Here is a 19,779-nt window from a genome sequence, read left to right as displayed (position 1 = left end):
AGCTCTATAAATCCTGAGACATACGAATCATATCTCTACACTGTATGCCATTCTCATAAATTTCTTCTAGATAGTTGTGTCTGACAAAGAAATCTAGATCTACACCAACAATTCTGAACCCACATTTTTGGTAGAGAGCTAACTGCCCAATGCTAGAGTTTCCTGTACCCATTTCCATCGTTTTATAACCTTGTGCCCTGGCTGTTTCAATTGCATGTGTTACTAATTGTCTGCCTATTCCTTTACCATGCATACCTTCTGACACTGCTATATTCACTAACTCAACTGTTTCAGGTCTTGTAGGTAAAAGAACATAGACCCCAACAATATGATGGTCAATCTCTGCTACATAACACTCCCCTCTTTTTAAATATTCCTCAACAAGTTGGTGCGATGGATCAGCTAGTAACAAAAGCTCTATTGGATATTTTTCATTTGAATGAAGTAGTCTAATATTCATATATTCTCTCCTGTATGTATTATGATCCCCGGATTTCCACCCCATCGTAAGCTTTATTCCAGAAATCCGGGGGTATGGGAAGCACTATCCGTCTGATCTCAATTCATACAAACCATTATGCAGTGAAAGACTGGCAGAGTATGGACCTTCAAACAAGACACTGATGCTGAACACGGTCGGAAGCCTATCATCAGGAAACCAAGGCCGTTGCTTATCTATGACTATAAATGATCCTTCTACATCCCCTAGTGGTGCGAATTTCTGTCCAGCCCCTCCCCATGAATTAAGTTGGAACGTTTCGGTAATTATTCTAGATACCTCTGGAACATCATCGACCGGAAGACCAATCTCGCTTATACGAAGTATAGAGTTGGGTCCGAAAGCTTCAGCGACTGCATTATCGAGTGTATGATGGGCAATGAATTCAACAAGGTTATGATCTGGATCATAGAAATAAAGCGCTGTTGCATTCCAGTTTTCGAAAAAAAACTCATCATCTTCTTGGGGTCTTGAAATCAATGAAATCCCACGGTCGATTACCCACTGTTTTGCTTCTATGAATTTATTCGTTGGAATCGTAACCGCAATATGATAAAATCCATTCTCCATATGGGGGGATTCCTGGAAAGCAAGAACTGATTCTCCTACTTGAAACGACAACCGCAAAGAGCTTTCCTCCACAACCTGCAAATCCAAGAGAGAGCCGTAAAAAGCTTTCATCGCTTCGAAACTGTGGGTGCCTAAGAGCACTTCTTTTAATTTCAATGCATTAGTCCTCCCCATAAATAATATTGAAGCCCATTAGTCCGTCGTATCCAGATCAGCATTTTATCTCAGACTGTATGAGGTTCATTACATTGGTTATTAATTATCCTTTAAATCGGTTAGAAGTTTGGCATTCACATATAACGCCGTAAATTGAAGTAGTATATCCTGTTCATCCAGAGCTTTACTTTTCGCCATTTCTTGATAAAGCTTGGGCTGGTTCCGAAATGCTCTTGCACTTCCAATCAAGTATGCCTTCTGGAGATATTCATGAGCTAATACAGGGTTGCTCTGATGAAGAAGTGTTTCCGCCATCTGAATATAAGGTTCAGCATGTATAATCCGGTACCCTGCACCTTCCAAATCTAAAATCTCCTCATTTAAAAGCTCTACTGATCGCTGAGTATGCCCGTTATAATTGAGAATTTGAACGTATTGATGCAAGGTTACACCTGTACATAGAGATGTCTACTCCTTCATTGCGATTAGCGAAAACGCTTAATTAAGGATATCACTCCCCAAATGAGCAACACCAAAATCCCGATAACGATTACGAATGTCATTAAGATCGAAGTCCATACGAAATGCAATCAACATCACCCCATGCATCATTTTATGGTCATCATCGTCTAGAGTACTCTTCTAATATCTCTCCATATTTTAATGCACGTTGACTTCCGTTGCATTAGAATTGAACAATTTTATTTTTATAATCATAGATAAAAACGCCAGCAGTGCAAACATCATTCCGCTCCAGATGAGCTGGTGTATTCCCAAGTGAGAGATAAACCACCCGCCCATAGCAGCCCCTATCGTAATACCCAGATTAGAAAATGAGACAAATAGACTGTTACCAAACTCTGGAGCTTCTTTTGCTTCAGTGGTTAACCATGTTTGACTAATAATAAGCCCCCCGGAATGCACGGTCCCCCAAATGAGCACAACCACAATCATCGGCAGGAAAGAAGCTCCCAGAGCATAAGTGAATACGTAAATGACCATATATAGCAATGGGAACATGATGACGGTCTTGGTCAGATTTTTATGTAATAATCCTCCAAATAAAAAGTTTCCAAAAATCATGACGATTCCAAAGACCATCAACATCATACTGATCCATGACCCGTTCATAAGAGTTACTTCTCCAAGATATTCGGCAAAGTAGCTATACACCGAAAACATAGCTGCAAAGATAAAAATAACAGTCACAATGTTGAACCACAATTGAGGTTTACGTAATATACCAAACTGTTTGCCATAAGACATCTTTTCCTGAACGGGCAGGGAAGGAAGCCATACGAGTATTCCCACAAATGCAATCATGCTTACGACAGCTCCAAACAAGAAAGCAGCTTCTAACGATATCTTTTCAGCAAGATAGGAAGTCAAAGGCACGCCAAACGCAAATCCTACTGTAATTCCAGCGAAAACCTTGGTGACGGCTTTACTACTCTTTTCAGGGGGGACAAGATGAGATGCAGTCACGAGAGCGACCGAAAAAAAGACAGGATGAAAAATAGCAGGAAGAACACGAAAAATGAGCATGACCTCAAAATGAGTGGTATAGGCATAGACAATATTAGAAATGACAAAACTGAATACAGCGGTTAATAGAATGACTTTACGATTCATGCCGGAAACGAGTAAGGTCAAGAACGGACCTGAAATGGCAACAACTAAAGAAAAAATACTGACGAGCCAACCAGCCTGGGCAGCTGATACATTGAATTTTTGGGTTACTTGAGGGAGAACGCCTATAATCCCCATTTCCGTTGTAATAATGCCGAATACGCCTAAAGCCAGAATGATAATAAGTAACGGGTTAACCTTTTTCATTTTAAGTATAAGCCTCCAATTTAATTATATATATAGATTTGTAGATATATTATGTGAAAAAAAACCTCCTTTCAGTTTATAGTTCCTTTTGAACGTACTCGGCAAATTCCCGGATTGTTTTTTCATTCCGACGATAGTACGTCCACTTCCCAATACGCTCAGACTCTAACAAACCGGATTTTTGCATCGTTAATAAATAACTTGAAATCACAGACTGCGCAAGTCCCGATTTAGCCTGAATATCTCCCACACATACACCAATTTGAAAATTAAGTCCTTGCTTTAGATAAGCCTGTTCATCAAAAAACTCTTCTGGTTTTTTTAACCACAGCATAATTAGACGACGAGTTTCGTTTGACAATGCTTTATAAATCAGTGACGGTTCCATATAAAACATTATATCTATTTTATTAGATTTGTAAATATAAAGTCCAATGATTACGTAGAAAAATAATAAAGGCTGCTTCCCCACGGAAAATCCGTTGGGAAGCAGCCTGTTCAAGTACATATTCAATTACACTGACTTACTCTTATTGGAGCGATACATCAAGTACAGGAAATACGGAGCACCAATTAGTGCAATCAGCAATCCGGAAGGAATTTCGGTCGGCGCAAGCACTGTCCGGCCAATCGTATCAGCCAGCACCAGCATTACTGCTCCCAAGAGGCTCGACAGAACAATGGAGCGGCGTACATGGTGCCCAATCAACGTACGCACGATATGCGGAGCAATCAGCCCGATGAAGCCAATTGTCCCCACACAGGCTACCGCTCCACCCGCCAGCAGCACACCCACTGCCATGGCCAGCAGCCGGGTGCGGCGCACCGGAAGTCCCAGTCCCATAGCGCTGCTATCGTCAAACACCAAAAGATCGAAGCGGCGAGCTAGCCACCAGGCTATTGGCAACAACACGAGCAGAAAGGCCAGAATCGTCGCCACCTGCCCCCAGTTTCGAGCGTAGGTACTACCCGTCAGCCAAATATAGCCTGTGCTGCCCCAAAGCGAGCCTTGGATAATCAGTACCTGAATGCCGGCTGCTCCGATCGCTGATACAGCAATCCCAAGTAGGATGACCACAGACGGGTTTAGGTGCTTGTTCCATGATAAAAAGAAGATCACCGCCGCCGACACCGTCGCTCCGGCAATCGCCGCGATGGGCAGCATATAAACAGGTAGCCCAGGCCAAACGATAATCACTGCAAGCGCACCAAAGCCAGCCCCTGAAGAAACACCAATGATCGAGGCATCCGCTAAGGGATTACGAACGGCTAATTGGATCAAGACACCGCTGACCGCAAGCGCGATACCAGCCCCGGCTGCCACCAGCGTGCGCGGAATTCTAAACTGCAGCAAGGCCGAATTTGCGTTCTCACCGCCGAACAGGCCGGACAATAGATCGCCGACAGGAATTCGCATCCCTCCAAACATCAGGCTGAATACAGTCAACAGCACGGCACCGCATCCAAACAACGTGACTAGCCTGCCATACGGTAATTTCCGAGAGCGCACACCTATGTTCATGGAAGACTGCCCGCTAATACCAGAAGGCAGCTTCATTTTCCACAGAATCAGCCAAATTAACCAAGGAGCACCGATCAAGGCCATCACGGCTCCGGTCGGCAGGTCCATGCTTGATTGGTGGACCATTTTCGCCAGCACGTCAGCACCCGTCAACAGCAATGCCCCCCAGAGGAAGGAACCGGGCAGCACCCAACGATGCATTTTTAGACCGCTTAAGCGCACCAAATGTGGAGCTACCAAACCCACAAAACCAATGGGTCCAATGACGCTGACTGTAATGGTTGACAGCAGGACAGCCAATACAATTCCCACCGCCCGGGTCAAGCCAACCTTTTGCCCGAGTGACGTGGATGTGGACTCATCCAGATCCAGAACATCAAACTGCCTTGACAGCAGAACGGCAATGACCGAGAGTCCTACGACCCAGGGCCAGGCGTAAGTCGTCCCGCTCCAATCGTTTTGCACAAGCGAGCCAGAACCCCAGAGAAAAAGTCCCTGGGTTTCAAATGAATAAAAGATATGCAAAGCTCCGGTAAACGAACCGAGAACCATGGATACAATCAAGCCGGCAAGCGCCAACCGAATCGGACTTCCAGCTCGTCCCCCGCCCATGAAGTAAGCCAGTACCGCTGCAAGCAGGCCGCCGACAGCGGCAAATAGAAACGGCGCCTGATGCAGCAATCCGGGAAACATCACCGCGCCAAGGACGACCACAAAGTAGGCACCAGCGTTAATTCCTAGTGTATCAGAAGCCGCCAGCGGATTTTTGGTGATGGCCTGGAGCAGAGCACCGGCGATGGCCAGCGCACCACCTGCTAGGATTCCGATGACCGTACGCGGCATTCGGAGATCCCACACCATGTTATGATCAAGCGTATTCTGACGCTGGGTCAACGCCTCAATTACTGTATGCAGCGGGATTGAAGCCTCTCCATAACACAAGCTTACAAAAAAAAGCACGATGAGGACGATCAATCCGCCCCCAAAGATGCTTCCTACACGCCAAGTCTTCGATAAACCCGTTGTGTCTGTTCGGGTCATTTCGTCAGAACTCCAACTACTTGATCAACCAGTACTTTGGATGAGATAGGACCACCGAATGTCCATGTTGTACCGTCCAGCGGATAGGTACGTTTTTCTTTGACAAAGTTCAGTCCGTTCCATACCGAGTTGTTCTTCATCGCGGCTCCAAATACATCGTCCGTCTTTTGCGTAATATAGATAAAATTGCTGTCCTGTACAGCTGGAAGAGCTTCAATGCCAACGGTGCTAAACCCGTATTTCTCGGTCTTGTCCGACTTCCAGTCGTTCACCATGCCGATTTTCGCAAGCGTTCCTACTACAACCGAATTTTCTTTGAACATTCGTAGACTGGCAGCATTTTGAGCTGTAAAGGCCTGTGTCAGCGCATAGTGAAAGTCTGCTTTGCCCGCCTTCTCCAATGTAGCCTTTGCATCTACATAGTGCTGGTCAAGTTCGCTTAGGACCTTATCAGCCTGTTCCGTTTTACCGGTAGCTACAGCTACTTGCTTAAAGATTTCAACCATACGGTCGTAATCATAGCCGTTCCCCTTGTAAGGATCGAATTCTATCGTTGGTGCAATTCCTTTAAGCTGCGCATAGATCGCTGCATTGTTATCGGCGTTAGAGATAATAAGATCCGGCTTGAGCGCTGCAATCGCTTCTAGATTCGGTTCGCCCCGTGTGCCGATATCAGTTACGGTATCAGCCAGCTTCGCCTCCGGTGTTACCCACAGCTTGTAGTTTTCATTGTCTGCATTGCCGACCGGCTGTACGCCAAGTGCAATGAGATCCTCGGTAAACGTCCATTCGAGTACCACGACACGTTCCGCTGGCTTGTCCAGTTTGACTTCCCCGTGGTCGTCCTTAACCGTAACCGGACCAGCCGTTGTGGATGTCTGCTCAGACCCTGCAGTACCTTCCGTCTTCGAGCTATCCCCAGCTGCACCGCAGCCCGCCAATACAATAGTAAAAACTACAAATAATAATAGGCTATTCAACATCTTTTTCATTTCTCTCAATCACCCCTGTATGTATATTGCATTGGAAAATGATAATCATTATCAGTAAAAGATTATAGGGGTTAGTGACTTTTGTCAATACGGATAAATCTAAAATTGAATCACAAACAGGTTCCGTATATGATAGCTTTATCATTGTTTAAGGGAGGCTACATTTACGTGGCAGTATTAATCAACGAGCAAATTAAAGCTGACGAAGTGGTACTCACTGGACTCGCGGGAGAAAAGCTCGGCGTTGTCTCCAAGTCAGAAGCCTTGGCTATGGCCCGATCCCAAGGGGTGGACCTGGTCTGCACCTCACTCATGAGCAGTCCACCGCCCTGTAGCTTGGTCGCAAAGGGCAAAGGAAAAGCGCTGGCGCAAAAAGAAACCGCAGCAAGCAAAAATGTCGGCCGAGCCGCAAGAAACAGCGGCAAAGAAAAGGTCAAGGAGCTTCGCTTCACTGCTCATATTGAGGAGCATGATTACGACACGAAGCTGCGTCAGGCAGACAAACATCTGCGTTCCGGCAAACCGGTGCAGTTGGTCGTTAAAGCATCTGGAGCAAAAGAAGCCCCCGTCGCCAAAGCGGTACTAGAGCGGCTACTAGTCGATCTGAAGGAAGCCGGAGTGAAGGAAACTGGAATCCAGACGGGCGGCAAGGGCTCGCAAGTGAAATTAAACCCGCGCTGAATGGCGAATCCGTAAATTGGAAAAGTCACTTTGACCCTAGGAAACAGAGGGAGGTCACTAATGGACATGAATGGACCTGTCAACATTTCTCGAAGTGAGAGTATTAAAGGAAGCGGCCGAATCCCCAACAAAGGAAGATTTCAGGCATGCCATCAACGAAGTGCTTGTAGGTGAAATGTATGAGTTTATAGGAAAGCTTAGAAATGTCCGTGTAAATGGCCCTCATACCTACTTGCCTTACTTGGGAATGCAGTTTGCCCAATATGGGGCTATGTTAGTTGGGTTGCACAATCAGAAGCTTTTCTCAACGGGTTCAATGGTTCTACCGGAGGCCCTAGAACTACCAAGTCGTCCAGAAGGATTTGATCATATCGTTAAGCTGGTCATGTCTGGAGATTTAGCTGAACCAGCGAAGATCATTTCAGCCTGTGAAGATTTCTGGAGTGGTCTTGTGAGTTGGGCAGTCGAACATGATTACCTTATTCGATCACAACGAATCCCCTTTTGATCGAAAATAAAATTTACTTTAATTGCGCTTACTATAATATATGTTTTTGATATGCCCCCTCCCCCTTTCAATAAGGGGGATTTTACTTTTCTTCTGGATGTATGATACTGCTTCGTTATATTTTTCCACTGTAATATATTTAAAATTTAAACTACTTGATTTCACTCCCTACCTCCTTTATTCTCTGTATATGTAACTCTGGCTTTGCTTATCTGAGAAAATATTACGCATAGGGCTTTATATAGATTTTATTTTTGTTAATATCCAACAACAGGGCCTTAGGCACTATGATAGATTACGTTTTAATGATATATTGATAGGTACTATAAAAGACTAATTACCCATGGCTTGGGCTGGAGGATGTATGCAAAAGGAATCAAATCAAGACGAAACCAGTTATTTATTTAATGTAGATGTATTAGTTAAAGGTCGTTCGAACGTAGAGGCCCTTCAGTTCCTGCTTAATCTCTTGAGCCAAAATGAACAAATTGCGGATAGCCGGATTCAATCCGGTATCGAACTTGGCAATTTAATTGAAGCTGCACTGTACCTAAAAAAACAGTCGGCCGTGAATAACCCATCTAATGCAGCCGCTACGCTCGCGGAAAAATTCTCTAAAAAGAAATCAGCCGCAATTGCGAACAAGCCACCAGTCGTTCAAGAGATCAAACAATCCCATGTACAGCCAAAGCCTGCAATTCAACAAGACCTTAGTACGTATGAATGGATCAAACGCTATATTCAAGATAACACGCTTGTACGGTTAATCGTGAACCGCTATGGCGGACAGCGCAGCATTCCTTGCCGCATCCTCAATCTGGATCATGATAATAGCCTACTGAGTGTGTATCATGTAGATGAGAAGCAAGTGTACTCCTTTAAAATGAATGAGATCGATGAAATCACATCGTAAATGTAAATATTTCACAAAAAAACGAAGCACGAAAAAAGAGAACGGTCAGGAAAAACATGACGTCTTTCTTGTCCATTCTCTTTTTTTGCATTATCCGAAAAGAACTCTAATCCTCTTTCTTCAGACCCATGGCAGCCCATGCCAGCAATATCCATCCTGCAATAAAACACACGCCTCCTAGAGGGGTAATAGCCCCCAGCACACGGATTCCGGTCAAACTTAGCACATACAAGCTACCAGAAAACAAAATGATACCCGTCAATAACAGACGCGCTGCCCATCTTAAACGGTTGGAAGGACCCCACTGTCCGGCAGCCAATGCAATGATCAGCAAACCGACAGCGTGAATCATATGATATTTCACACCTGTTTCATACACGGCCAAAGCATCCGCGTCGATCCGGGCTTTCACAATATGTGCTCCGAACGCTCCAATGGCTACCGCCAACATCATCATTATAGATCCCACAAATATCCATCTTCGTTGCATGTTTGTGTACTCCTTTTCATCTCATCCTTTTAGCCGAATGTTCTTCTTATTTTATCGAAACCGTATGAAGTTTACCAGCCAGCGTGTGTGAACAGACCGCATACAGAATTGGATGATTAGACCCTGTCTTTTGAAGGGTAATGTGTAGGATGGCTTGCTTTTTTGTTTATTTTGTGGAAAATTAGTACCTGTTCGGACTATGTTCAAGGAGTGGAAAAAATGAGTTACCAAGATCCTAATTTGCAAAAACCTGCTGCGTCTGAGGAGCACCCTGTTTTTTCAGAAGCTCCTGTGTTTCAGCCTCCGGTCAAGCTCAAACATTCCGGTCCCGGAATTGCTTCTTTTATTATGTCGCTTGTCAGCCTGATCGGATATATTATTCTGGCTATTATGGTCATTAATCTGCTGGCTCATTTCAGCCAATACCAAACGTTGAACCCGGAAGTCGCTCTGCAGCAAACCGGAACGGTATTGCTTCCTTTTATTTTTTTAGGCAGCCTGTTGCTGAATTGTAGCGGACTTGTGGTCGGTATCATTGGAATTGCGTTAAAAAACCGTAAGAAAACCTTTGCTATTACAGGCTTAATCATTAATGCACTTATTATTGTGGGCTTTATTGCTCTTCTGGCCATCGGTCTTTCCGTTCCGAATAGCACAGCGGATATCTATCCTTCCTCCGTGCAATCTTTATAATTTTTCTGCATCACACAGAGAGGATTCAATGTATGAACAAAATTAAAATTTTTGCCGACAGTACCAGTGATGTTCCTGCTCACTGGCGTCAACAGTACGAGATTAGCATTGTGCCATTGTATACAGTATTTGGTGATGAGGCATTGCAGGATGGGGTGAACATTCACCCGGAACAATTATTTCAACGTGTAAGCCGCGAGGGACATTTACCGCGTACCGCTGCACCTTCTCCGTCGGATTTTATTCAAGCCTTTGCGCCCTACATAGAACAAGGGGACGACATTTTATATATCAGTCTGTCTTCCGAGCTATCATCGACGTACCAGAATGCGCTACTCGCTGCCTCTGAATTTCCGGAAGGCCGCGTTACAGTTTTTGATTCCTTGAATTTATCGTGCGGATTTGGCCTGCTTGTGATGAAAGCTGCTCGTGCGGCAGCCAACGGCAATACGATAGAGCAGATTGTAGACATGTTGACGAAAACCAGGCCGCTCATAGACACGGAATTTGTCATTGATACACTTGAATACCTGTATAAAGGCGGAAGATGTTCAGGCATGCAAAACCTGATCGGCAGTCTGCTCAAAATTCGTCCGGTGATCAAAGTGATTGACGGAAAAATGGCACCTGCCTACAAAGTCCGCGGCAAACGTGAAAAAGCTTTGGATCAGATGCTGCAAAATGCACTGAATCAACGAGATCAGATGGATAACGATATCATTATTGTCGTGCACGCTTTGGCCGAGGAAGATGCGCTGATGCTGCAAGCTCGCTTGAAAGAAGAAACGAACGCACAAGAGGTACTGCTAACTACAGCAGGCTGTGTCATTTCCAGTCATTGTGGTCCACAGACCATCGGTATTATGTATGCCAAAAAAGCATAGTTTATCCAATATCAAACCCGTTGCCGCATAGGTGGCGGGTTTTTTGGTATTTTTCCAGCAATTTAGCAATGAATAACTTTCCTCTTTTTGATAGTATTATTCGTCGAGTAACGATATATGAGTCTACAATCTATCATAAAAAAGAAGGTTATTTGGTATGAGTTCCAAACGATCACGTTGGTTAACCAGGCTCACGCTTTCAGCAACTGCAGCCATCACAATATTCACAACATTCACTTCATACTTAGCTGCTCCAGCAGCAGCATCCGGCGCTACGTTCCAAGATATTGCACACAGCTATGCCTATCAGTCTATTATTTCCCTGCACGCTAAAGGAATTTTGAACGGTGCACAACCTGGTTACTTCTCTCCTAAAAAGGCTGTTACCAGAGCCGAATGGGTTACCGCACTGGACCGTACACTCGGTCTGGAGCCTGTACAAGCGGCCGTTTCCTCCTACCGAGATGTTGCCAAAAAGACGTGGTACTATGGATGGATTGAAGCGGCTTCTCAACTCAATATCGTTCAGGGGGGAACGTCTGCTACATTCCAACCTAATAGTCCTATAACCCGTCAAGAAGCGGCCTTAATGATCGCACGTCTCATCCGCTCTTCGGGCGGATCAGGAGATGCTACTTCCTCCTTCACAGATACTGGCGAAATTGCAGATTGGGCCCTTGATGCGGTAACCACCGTAAATCGTTACGGCTTTATGAAAGGTGAAAGTAACTATTTCCGTCCTGCATCCTCTCTGACCCGTGAAGAAACAGCAGTATTGCTGGAACGACTGCTAACGTATTCAACAAAGCATGCTAACCAAACTGCTTCCACCGCTTCTTCCATCCGAATAGGCTGGCAATATGATCAAACCGTTCAGCAGTTTGAAAATACGGTGCTCCAATCCAACATCAACACCCTATCACCACGTTGGTTTTTTCTAAATGAAACAGGTATTATTAGCGATTATACCAATTCGTCGCTGCTTGCCTGGTCCAAACAGCATCATAAAAATATCTGGGCGATGGTAGGCAACCGTTCCAACCTGGCACTGACGCACCAAATTCTGTCCAGTGAGGTTCTACGAAATACAACTATAACTCAGCTTGCTAATGCCGTATCTGTATACGGTTTGAACGGGCTTGTCATTGATTTTGAAAATGTAGATGGTCAGGATCGTGCCAATTTAACATTGTTCGTCCAACAATTAAAAGCTAAGTTGAAGAGTCAGAATACGGTACTGGCGATTTGTGTATCTCCTGATTACGGAACGGACTGGACTGCCGCCTTTGATTATAAACAGCTTGGCGCTGCGGCAGACTATCTGATCCTGATGGGATATGACGAGCATTGGGGAGGTAGCTCGATCCCCGGCTCTGTGTCCTCACTGCCATGGCTCCGTGAAAGCGTGCGGCGTTTTGTACAAACCACCCATCCGGAGAAAGCGATCTTGGCGTTGCCATTATTTACACGGAACTGGACGCTTAACGCTAGCGGGCAATCAATTGCTTCCTCTGATATTTCATTAGATCAGCAAAACCAGCTAGTATCTCGTTCCGGCTCCAAACCAATCTGGAATGAGGATATTCAGCAGTATACCGTGTCTTACAAAGACACGCAGCTTCATAAGCTGTGGCTCGAGGAAGGACGATCCTTCACTCGTAAGTATCGCTTGGGACAGGATGCTGGGTTTGCTGGCTTCGCCTACTGGTATCCGGGCGGAGCAAGCTCTGATCTGTGGTCCAGTGTAAAAAACGCAGACCGATTTATACAGCGTGGTTTATAAAATACGAAGCCTTCAACCTCACATGAAAAGTGAAGTTGAAGGCTTTTGACATATATACTTATCCCCAGCCTATGACCGATATGCAACTTTCCCGTTTACAACTGTCATTCGTACCTTAACATCAAGTAAAGCTTGCGGGCTTTCCGATACATCACGGTCAATGACTGTAAAGTCAGCGGCTTTCCCTTCAGCTATCGTCCCTCTTTCATCAGCCTCACCGGCTGCTACTGCGCTTCCCGTGGTAAACAAATGAATGGCTTCATGTACATCCAGCTTTTCAGCGGGAAGATAGCCCTCATGCATTTCTTCCGGCTTGGCACGAGTCACTGCCGCATGAATACCAAGAAAAGGGTTTAACGGCTCAATCGGCGCGTCACTACCTCCAGCACATGGAATGCCTGCTTCCAGTAGCTTTTTCCAGGCATATAAATATTCAGTCCGTTCTTTCCCCACCCGATCCAGTACCCAAGGGAAGTCACTTGCGACAAAACGGGGCTGGATGTCCGCGATCAGCGGCAGCTTCGCCATTCTCTTGACCAAATCACCCCTGAGCACCTGTCCATGGATCAGGCGGTCTGGCAAACCGCTTTCCCCCGTGAGCGCATGAGCCTCCATCGCTGTCAAAATCATGTGCGCCGCCCCATCCCCTATGGCATGCACAGCCACCGGATAGCCTGCTGCTCTGACAGCAGCCACCATCTGATTCAGCTCTGGCTGCGGTTGGATCGCCATTCCACAGGTATGTGGAGCATCACTGTAAGGTTCGGATAATAAAGCCGTTCTTCCACCAATAGCGCCATCGGCAAACATTTTTATCGCACCGATTTTAAACCACTCATTTCCGGTACCTGCACGCAGCCCTTGCACTTTCGCTTCTTCCAAAAATGGATGATAGATGAGCTGGTGTGTGCGAAAAGGAAGACCTTCTTCCCTCAGCTCCCTGTAAATTTGCTGCATCGTCTCCACGCTGCCCAAAAAACGTAAATCCTCTGTGTGCGCAGCAGTCAAACCAAGCCTTAGCGCATCCATACAAGCCCGCCGAATCGTATCCTTCTTAACCGAATAATCCGGCTCTGGCTGCACGCTAGTAAAGGCAAAGGATGCTTCCTCAAAAATCAATCCGTTCAACCGTCCATCTGCATCTCGCCCATAGGCTCCCGAAGCCGGGTCAGGGGTGTCCTCGTTAATACCCGCACGTCGAAATGCCTCTGAATTGGCCAAGAACGTATGAAAGCACGTACGAGTGAGATATACCGGATGCTGATCTGTAATGGCATCCAGCTCGGCTATATCCGGTATTTCAACAGGAATAAACGCATTTTCATTCCAGTTGAGTCCTAAAATCCATTCTCCCGGCGGTGTTACAGCGACCCGTTTGCGCAGCATAGCCAGCATCTCTTCCTTGGAGGTAGCTGATGTTAAATCCAGCATAGCCAGCTTCATACCATGCATAGACAAATGCATATGTGAATCGGTTAAGCCTGGCAGTACATAGGCGTCTTCCCAATCCACAGTTTCATATTCCTTACCGGACAACTGTAATTCAAGCTCCCGAGCATACCCGATGGCCTGTATCCGTCCATGCTGTACAACGATAGAGTCTCCTTTGGAAGCCCACTCCCCATATAACCGGCCGTGCTTGAACAAAACGAATGTCAACGCCACTCATCTCCTTTTTTCAACTATACGCATATCCACTTCATATTACGCCTATGTTGCCACTTCCAAGCGTAGTGTATTTATATCTATCTGCTGCACCTGCTGGGCAAATTGGTCATGAGCTGCACAGACAGCCATTTTATAATCCTGATCCAGCTCATACTGCTTAAAATGACAATACTCGGTGGTAAAGCCCTCTGTCGTGAAGCCTATGAATGGCTGTGCCTTCAGCTCGAATGAAAAAGACTTCAACGGTAGGGTTAGTCCCTGCCCCTCGGCCTTGACAAAGCTTTCCTTAAGCGTCCATAGATCGTAAAAATACGATAAGCGGCTGTCTGCGTCCTGACGCATTAACGCATCATACTCTGTGTCTGAAAAGCACACTCTACCTACCTTAAAATCAATAGGACGGAGCTGTTCAATGTCGATTCCAAGCGGGTGATCATCAATAGCGCATACCACCCATTTTCCCGAGTGAGAAACATTAAAATGGAATGCGGGTGCATTGATCAAGGAAGGCTTACCGAATGCATTGTATGTAAATTGAAGACTGGCATTAGATACCTTCAATTGCCGGCAGGCCAACCATCTCAGCAGCACATCGGCATATAACCCCCTCAAAGCATCTTCCCGATGTAAAAAACGATCTAACTTGTGCTGCTTTTCCAGCGAAACCTGATTTACCAGTGATTCGTAATGCTCCTCAGCCTCCGGCTTGCTCGTATCAATCGCATATATTTTCATGGTTGCCTCCTGTATACCTAATGAATATCAGCCAGTTTGTAACACTCACCGTTCGATGGAAGTCTGTTAGATATGGATGGCGTGTGCCGTGTACATGGTCAATATACTACTCTAGCACTTTCAATTCAATATGGATACAATTGGGATAAGTAGCTCTATTAAAACTACTTCATAGAGTCCATTAATGAAAGCGCTTTAAAATAACACATACAGAGGAGGACGAAACAATGAAATATGATTTTGCCCGCTTGCTGTGTATTATGCTCTCTATTTTGCTGACGTTGAGCATTTTTCAGATGTTTTCACCTAAGATCGCTTCAGCCGCTTCAGCGAATGTTGTGAATGGCATTCAGTTTAAAGATACAGATGGAAACGTGGTCCATGCCCATGGGGGTGGTATGATTAAAGTAGAAGGTTACTATTATTGGTTTGGTGAAAATCGTAATCCCAACGGCACGTTCAAGGCGGTATCCGCCTACCGTTCCTCTGATTTAAAAAACTGGGAGTTTCGTAAAAACGTACTGACCAGCAGCTCCGCCGTAGAGCTGAATGTTTCGAATATTGAACGTCCGAAAGTGATTTATAATGAAAAAACACGTAAATACGTATTATGGATGCACAAGGAAAATGGGGTTAATTACAACGAAGCCCGAGTGGCTGTCGCCTCTTCCGATACGGTGGACGGTGATTACACGTATCAGGGCAGCTTCCGTCCTCTGGATTACGATTCGCGCGATATGACCGTATACAACGATAACGGTACAGCTTACCTCATTTCGGCTACTCGGGTAAACGCAGATCTGAACATTTATCGTCTGACACCGGATTTTCTGCAAGTTGAATCGCTGGTGACTACACTTTGGCCTGGACAATATCGTGAAGCTCCGGCGATGTTCAAAAAAGGAGACGTCTACTTCCTGATTACATCCGGGGCAACCGGCTGGAATCCCAATCAGGCCAAGTATGCTACCGCATCCAGCATTGAAGGAGCCTGGAGTAATACGATAAACTTCGGGGACGGTACGACATATGGTTCACAGTCAGCTTACGTGATCCCTGTTGAAGGTGCCCAGACAACTTCATACCTGTATTTGGGCGACCGTTGGGCGGGTGCGTGGAGCGGTCCTGTGCAGGATTCTCAATATGTATGGTTGCCACTGCGTTTTCCAACAGCTACTTCATTAGCCATGGATTGGTTCGACAGCATTAATATTGACACCGCCAGTGGTGTGGTCGAGGGGATAACGACGCCAATTGCCATTGATCCGGATGCCTATTATCAGCTAGTGAATCGCAAGAGCAATAAGCCACTAAGCATTATTGGCAATGCAACGACGGACGGCGCAGACCTGGAGCAGCGTGCAGATTCCGGGACAGCAAACCAGCAATGGCAGCTCAAGGATGCAGGCAGCGGATATTATAAAATTATGAACCGCAACAGCGGAAAGCTAATTGGTGTTGAAAGCGGTACGACAACAGACGGTACAGTTATTGAGCAGTGGAGCGACGGAGGCTGGTCCAGTCAGCATTGGCAATTAGTATCCGTAACCGGTGGTTATTACAAGCTGAAAAATCGGGCAACCGGCAAGCTGATCGATATTTCTGAAGGCGCCACCGCCGATGGAGCTAAAGCCATTCAATGGGGCGATAACGGTGGGACAAATCAGCATTTCCGTGTAGTTAAAGTAGAATAGCTCAAGTTATTTTCAAAAGGAGCCGTATTCCAAGCAGATCATGGTCGACTGCTAACGGAAAAGACGGCTCCTTTTTACGTAAAACGATGAAATTGATAATCTCTAGTACGTTACAGTTCCCACGGATAATCTGTTGTCAGAAAACTAGCCAGCTGCTTGCTTTCTTCCCTCCGCTGACGCCGTATGGCTGCGCGTGATGGAGCCGTCTGGTGCAATTGTAACTGCTCTTCTGTTTCTGGAATCACCTGCGGCACGGTCACTTTACGGTTGTTCTCGTCCAATGCCACAAAGGTCAGGAAGGCGGTGGCTGCGATTTTTCGGTCGCCAGTCATCAGTCCTTCACGAATTACCTTTACGAACACCTCCATCGAGCTACGGCCTGTCCAGGTTACGAACGCTTCCAGCGTGACAGAATCACTCGGATGGATAGGTAGCAAAAAATCCACCGAATCCGTAGAGGCTGTAACTGTGTTCGTACGACACAGCTTAGCAGCTGCAATAGATGCGATATCGTCGATATACGACATCAATCGGCCGCCGAAGAGCGTGTTATGATTGTTGATATCGTTGGGAAATACTCGGGACGTCTTGAAGCAGTAGGTTTCTCGGATGTACTTGCTTTCCATGGGTTCTTTCCTCTCTTTTCCTCGTTGCTCTCTTTTTATATCTCTGGATTTTGCAAAATCCTGATGTGGAAGCCTGTTTTAGACTATGCTAATCATCCCACTAATCCGCATAATAAATCAATACATAAAAATCGGCATCCTCTTCCGAATCATTGCGGTAGGTATGTATGTCAGATACTTGAAATTGCACGGCATCCCCTGCACTCAGCTTGAGCTGTTGCCCCTGCATTTCAAAGTACATCTCCCCACGGATCATGAGAATCGTTTCCTCACCCAGATGCTTCTCTGCCTGGTGTGTAAAGCCTGGCTTCAGACTTACCGTGAACACCTCAAACTTCTTTTCAGCGTGATACGGGAATACAGGGTAAACAAAATAGTTACCGTCCTCATCAATAACCGGATGCAGGTCTTCCCTCCGTATCTTCGTGATTTGCGGCGGGTCTTCTTTGAGAAAGGTGGAGAAGGATACATGCAAACCATTCGCAATTTTCCAAAGGGTTGTTACCGTAGGATTGGATTTCCCCTTCTCAATCTGAGCCAGCATCCCTTTGCTGACCCCTGTCAGTTCAGCCACCTTATCCAAACTTAATCCTCTAGTCTTCCTGATTTGAGCCAAATTAGAGCCAATAATATGCTGCATTGAATCCACGGACGTTGCCTCCTTGTATCCAAAAGTCTATATAAGAAGAATACACAATTTACTCGAGAGAGGTTCATTCGAAAATAAATCTACAACTAAGTCTTAACAGACCTATTGCTATCTAGCTTACACAAACTCATTATCTTATCCAATATAAAAAAGTGTCAAATTGAAAAATCAATTTGACACTCGCTACTCAATGAGTTCCTTCGTGATATAATTAAAATTTGAATGATATCAATATGTTAACGTCTAAACATTCTCATTTCCCCAAATGCTTACCAGATCATTGATCTGAAGCGACACGACCCTTAGTTCTCCACCAATGGCGTAGAGTTCTAGACCCTTACTTTCGAAGTCCGGGAAAATCATGTCTGAAATGATTGCTTTTCCATGATTGCCGAAGACTTCGACACTTGACCAATCCAGATAAATGCTCATCTGTATCCTCTCATGCTCTGGCTTCATAGTGGCCTTGTGTATTGCTGTGAAATCGGAATGAAAATCAGTGGCGCTCGACTTCATCCGATCGACGAACAATTCCTCATTCGAGATATTATATCCGATGATCGTCTCCTGATTGGTGGACTTCCGTACTTTAAACCCGAATTCCACGGCAGTACCGATTTCAAATTCTGCAATAATTTCTGCCTTGGCTGCGGAAATATCAGACAACACGTTCATACCTGGCTTAATCGTCAAATCTTGCAGAGACAAAATCGGTTTTCTTAGCTGACTTAATTCATTTATGGGTGTTTGGATTAGGCGAAGTCCCTCCGGGTAAGTCCTTAGCTGTAGCTCCCGGGGAATTGATGTCTTGCCACGCCATTCCTTTGAAGGAAGCGTAGTAGCATAACGCCAATTATTCATCCAGCCGATCCAAATTTTCCGTCCGTCTTCGTTCGAAATGCCATTCCAGGACACGGCCGCGTAAAAGTCTGATCCGTAGTCTACCCATTTAATAGTATCGATAGATTCCAACGCTTCATCTGGCGTGAACGACTTACCGTCAAAGCTGCCTACGAAATACATCATGCCAGAACCGCCTGCCGGTGGTTCCGGATCATCTGGATTCACACCATTTCTATCCCCGACGCTTAGCATCAGAATCCACTTCGTGGTATTAGAATCCTCATCCACTTGGATTCGAAATATATCAGGACATTCAAATATCCCTCGGTGGATATGCGGAATGTCGGAACCGAATTCGCTTGCAAAAGACCATTCTTTCAGGTTTGGAGATGTGTAAAATTCTACACGGTCCCTTACGGCAAGAACCATGATCCACATTGATGATTCATCATGCCAAATCACCTTCGGATCACGAAAGTCTAGCGTGTCCGTTGGAAATAAAACCGGGTTACCTTCATATTTTGTCCAGGTTCGACCCTTATCCTTGCTGTAAGCAATGCTTTGCACCTGCGGCTTTCCAGGCTGAGCCTTGTTGCCCTCATTCGTATAAATGGCAACCAATCCTGATCCTTCCTCGTCGAAAAATCCGCTGGTATTGTTCTTATCCACCACCGCACTCCCCGAGAAGATCGCTCCGTCCTCCCCAGGTGGAATTGCCGGTGGAAGCTCAGTCCAATGCACTAGATCCTTGCTTACCGCATGCCCCCAATGCATGTTGCCAAAATCAGGTTGGTTATCATGGGGGGTATGCTGGTAGAACAGATGGTACTCTCCTTCAAAGTAAACCATGCCGTTGGGATCGTTCATCCAATTTTTCTCCGGTGAATAATGAAATTGAGGCCTGTACGTTTCACTATAGTTACTTTTTAATTCTTTCATAGTATCCGCTCTCCTTTTGATTGTTGATAAGGTATTTAACATAATAATTTGAGTTTG

19 protein-coding genes and 1 pseudogene are annotated in these 19,779 nt (G+C 45.5%); 7 read left to right on the top strand and 13 right to left on the bottom strand.

Features of this window, described 5'->3' with window-relative positions; genetic code table 11:
* Positions 1–4: 4 nt before the first annotated feature.
* The 7 genes from NLX78_RS00275 to NLX78_RS00245 form a co-directional block, all read right to left on the bottom strand.
* On the bottom strand, positions 5–460 hold the full coding sequence (locus NLX78_RS00275; protein WP_254349337.1) for a GNAT family N-acetyltransferase: 456 nt from the start codon (positions 458–460) through the stop codon (positions 5–7).
* 84 nt (positions 461–544) lie between these two features.
* The gene (locus NLX78_RS00270) at positions 545–1,225 is read right to left on the bottom strand and encodes a VOC family protein (protein WP_254349336.1); all 681 of its coding nucleotides are present in this window, start codon (positions 1,223–1,225) and stop codon (positions 545–547) included.
* Between the two features lie 99 nt (positions 1,226–1,324).
* Complete coding sequence (locus tag NLX78_RS00265) at positions 1,325–1,669, bottom strand: hypothetical protein (protein WP_254349335.1); 345 nt, start codon at positions 1,667–1,669, stop codon at positions 1,325–1,327.
* A gap of 216 nt (positions 1,670–1,885) precedes the next feature.
* A complete protein-coding gene (locus tag NLX78_RS00260; RefSeq protein ID WP_254349334.1) occupies positions 1,886–3,061 on the bottom strand; it encodes an MFS transporter in 1,176 nt (391 codons plus the stop codon).
* Between the two features lie 76 nt (positions 3,062–3,137).
* On the bottom strand, positions 3,138–3,449 hold the full coding sequence (locus NLX78_RS00255) for an ArsR/SmtB family transcription factor (RefSeq protein ID WP_061831898.1): 312 nt from the start codon (positions 3,447–3,449) through the stop codon (positions 3,138–3,140).
* Between the two features lie 126 nt (positions 3,450–3,575).
* On the bottom strand, positions 3,576–5,624 hold the full coding sequence (locus NLX78_RS00250) for an iron ABC transporter permease (RefSeq protein WP_254349333.1): 2,049 nt from the start codon (positions 5,622–5,624) through the stop codon (positions 3,576–3,578).
* Complete coding sequence (locus NLX78_RS00245; RefSeq protein WP_254349332.1) at positions 5,621–6,616, bottom strand: ABC transporter substrate-binding protein; 996 nt, start codon at positions 6,614–6,616, stop codon at positions 5,621–5,623. The genes NLX78_RS00250 and NLX78_RS00245 overlap by 4 nt, the downstream gene beginning before the upstream one ends.
* A 168-nt stretch (positions 6,617–6,784) precedes the next feature.
* On the opposite strand from NLX78_RS00245, the gene infC reads away from it, so the two are divergent.
* From infC to NLX78_RS00230, 3 genes and pseudogenes are all read left to right on the top strand, one after another.
* The gene (gene infC, locus NLX78_RS00240) at positions 6,785–7,297 is read left to right on the top strand and encodes a translation initiation factor IF-3 (RefSeq protein WP_069291562.1); all 513 of its coding nucleotides are present in this window, start codon (positions 6,785–6,787) and stop codon (positions 7,295–7,297) included.
* A gap of 103 nt (positions 7,298–7,400) precedes the next feature.
* Positions 7,401–7,805, top strand: a pseudogene (locus NLX78_RS00235) (kanamycin nucleotidyltransferase C-terminal domain-containing protein); the annotation flags it as partial.
* Positions 7,806–8,169: 364 nt separating this feature from the next.
* The gene (locus NLX78_RS00230) at positions 8,170–8,718 is read left to right on the top strand and encodes a hypothetical protein (protein WP_254349331.1); all 549 of its coding nucleotides are present in this window, start codon (positions 8,170–8,172) and stop codon (positions 8,716–8,718) included.
* A gap of 106 nt (positions 8,719–8,824) precedes the next feature.
* Here NLX78_RS00230 and NLX78_RS00225 read toward each other — a convergent pair whose 3' ends face one another.
* On the bottom strand, positions 8,825–9,208 hold the full coding sequence (locus NLX78_RS00225) for a DUF423 domain-containing protein (protein ID WP_254349330.1): 384 nt from the start codon (positions 9,206–9,208) through the stop codon (positions 8,825–8,827).
* A 219-nt stretch (positions 9,209–9,427) separates the two neighbouring features.
* On the opposite strand from NLX78_RS00225, the gene NLX78_RS00220 reads away from it, so the two are divergent.
* The 3 genes from NLX78_RS00220 (at position 9,428) to NLX78_RS00210 (ending at position 12,568) form a co-directional block, all read left to right on the top strand.
* Positions 9,428–9,901: a hypothetical protein gene (locus tag NLX78_RS00220; protein ID WP_069291559.1), complete on the top strand. Its 474-nt coding sequence runs from the start codon at positions 9,428–9,430 to the stop codon at positions 9,899–9,901.
* A gap of 32 nt (positions 9,902–9,933) precedes the next feature.
* On the top strand, positions 9,934–10,785 hold the full coding sequence (locus NLX78_RS00215) for a DegV family protein (RefSeq protein WP_254349329.1): 852 nt from the start codon (positions 9,934–9,936) through the stop codon (positions 10,783–10,785).
* A gap of 157 nt (positions 10,786–10,942) precedes the next feature.
* A complete protein-coding gene (locus NLX78_RS00210) occupies positions 10,943–12,568 on the top strand; it encodes an S-layer homology domain-containing protein (protein ID WP_254349328.1) in 1,626 nt (541 codons plus the stop codon).
* 69 nt (positions 12,569–12,637) lie between these two features.
* On the opposite strand, the gene NLX78_RS00205 is transcribed toward NLX78_RS00210, so the two are convergent.
* Together NLX78_RS00205 and NLX78_RS00200 are read right to left on the bottom strand one after the other, a co-directional pair.
* Complete coding sequence (locus NLX78_RS00205; RefSeq protein ID WP_254349327.1) at positions 12,638–14,227, bottom strand: amidohydrolase; 1,590 nt, start codon at positions 14,225–14,227, stop codon at positions 12,638–12,640.
* Between the two features lie 51 nt (positions 14,228–14,278).
* Positions 14,279–14,971 (bottom strand): 4'-phosphopantetheinyl transferase family protein, encoded by a 693-nt coding sequence (locus tag NLX78_RS00200; protein WP_254349326.1) that lies wholly within the window; start codon positions 14,969–14,971, stop codon positions 14,279–14,281.
* A gap of 227 nt (positions 14,972–15,198) precedes the next feature.
* On the opposite strand from NLX78_RS00200, the gene NLX78_RS00195 reads away from it, so the two are divergent.
* The gene (locus NLX78_RS00195) at positions 15,199–16,665 is read left to right on the top strand and encodes an RICIN domain-containing protein (RefSeq protein WP_254349325.1); all 1,467 of its coding nucleotides are present in this window, start codon (positions 15,199–15,201) and stop codon (positions 16,663–16,665) included.
* Positions 16,666–16,775: 110 nt separating this feature from the next.
* Here NLX78_RS00195 and NLX78_RS00190 read toward each other — a convergent pair whose 3' ends face one another.
* The 3 genes from NLX78_RS00190 to NLX78_RS00180 form a co-directional block, all read right to left on the bottom strand.
* Complete coding sequence (locus tag NLX78_RS00190; RefSeq protein ID WP_013309488.1) at positions 16,776–17,291, bottom strand: acyl-CoA thioesterase; 516 nt, start codon at positions 17,289–17,291, stop codon at positions 16,776–16,778.
* Between the two features lie 100 nt (positions 17,292–17,391).
* Positions 17,392–17,940 (bottom strand): helix-turn-helix domain-containing protein, encoded by a 549-nt coding sequence (locus NLX78_RS00185; protein WP_039269838.1) that lies wholly within the window; start codon positions 17,938–17,940, stop codon positions 17,392–17,394.
* Between the two features lie 243 nt (positions 17,941–18,183).
* On the bottom strand, positions 18,184–19,722 hold the full coding sequence (locus tag NLX78_RS00180) for a glycoside hydrolase family 32 protein (protein WP_254349324.1): 1,539 nt from the start codon (positions 19,720–19,722) through the stop codon (positions 18,184–18,186).
* Between the last annotated feature and the right edge of the window lie 57 nt (positions 19,723–19,779).

It is taken from the genome of Paenibacillus sp. Lou8.1 (assembly GCF_024213565.1).
Lineage (GTDB): Bacteria > Bacillota > Bacilli > Paenibacillales > Paenibacillaceae > Paenibacillus > Paenibacillus polymyxa_B.
The sequence above is the reverse complement of the archived record's forward strand: the minus strand, read 5'-3'. Positions and strand labels throughout refer to the sequence as shown.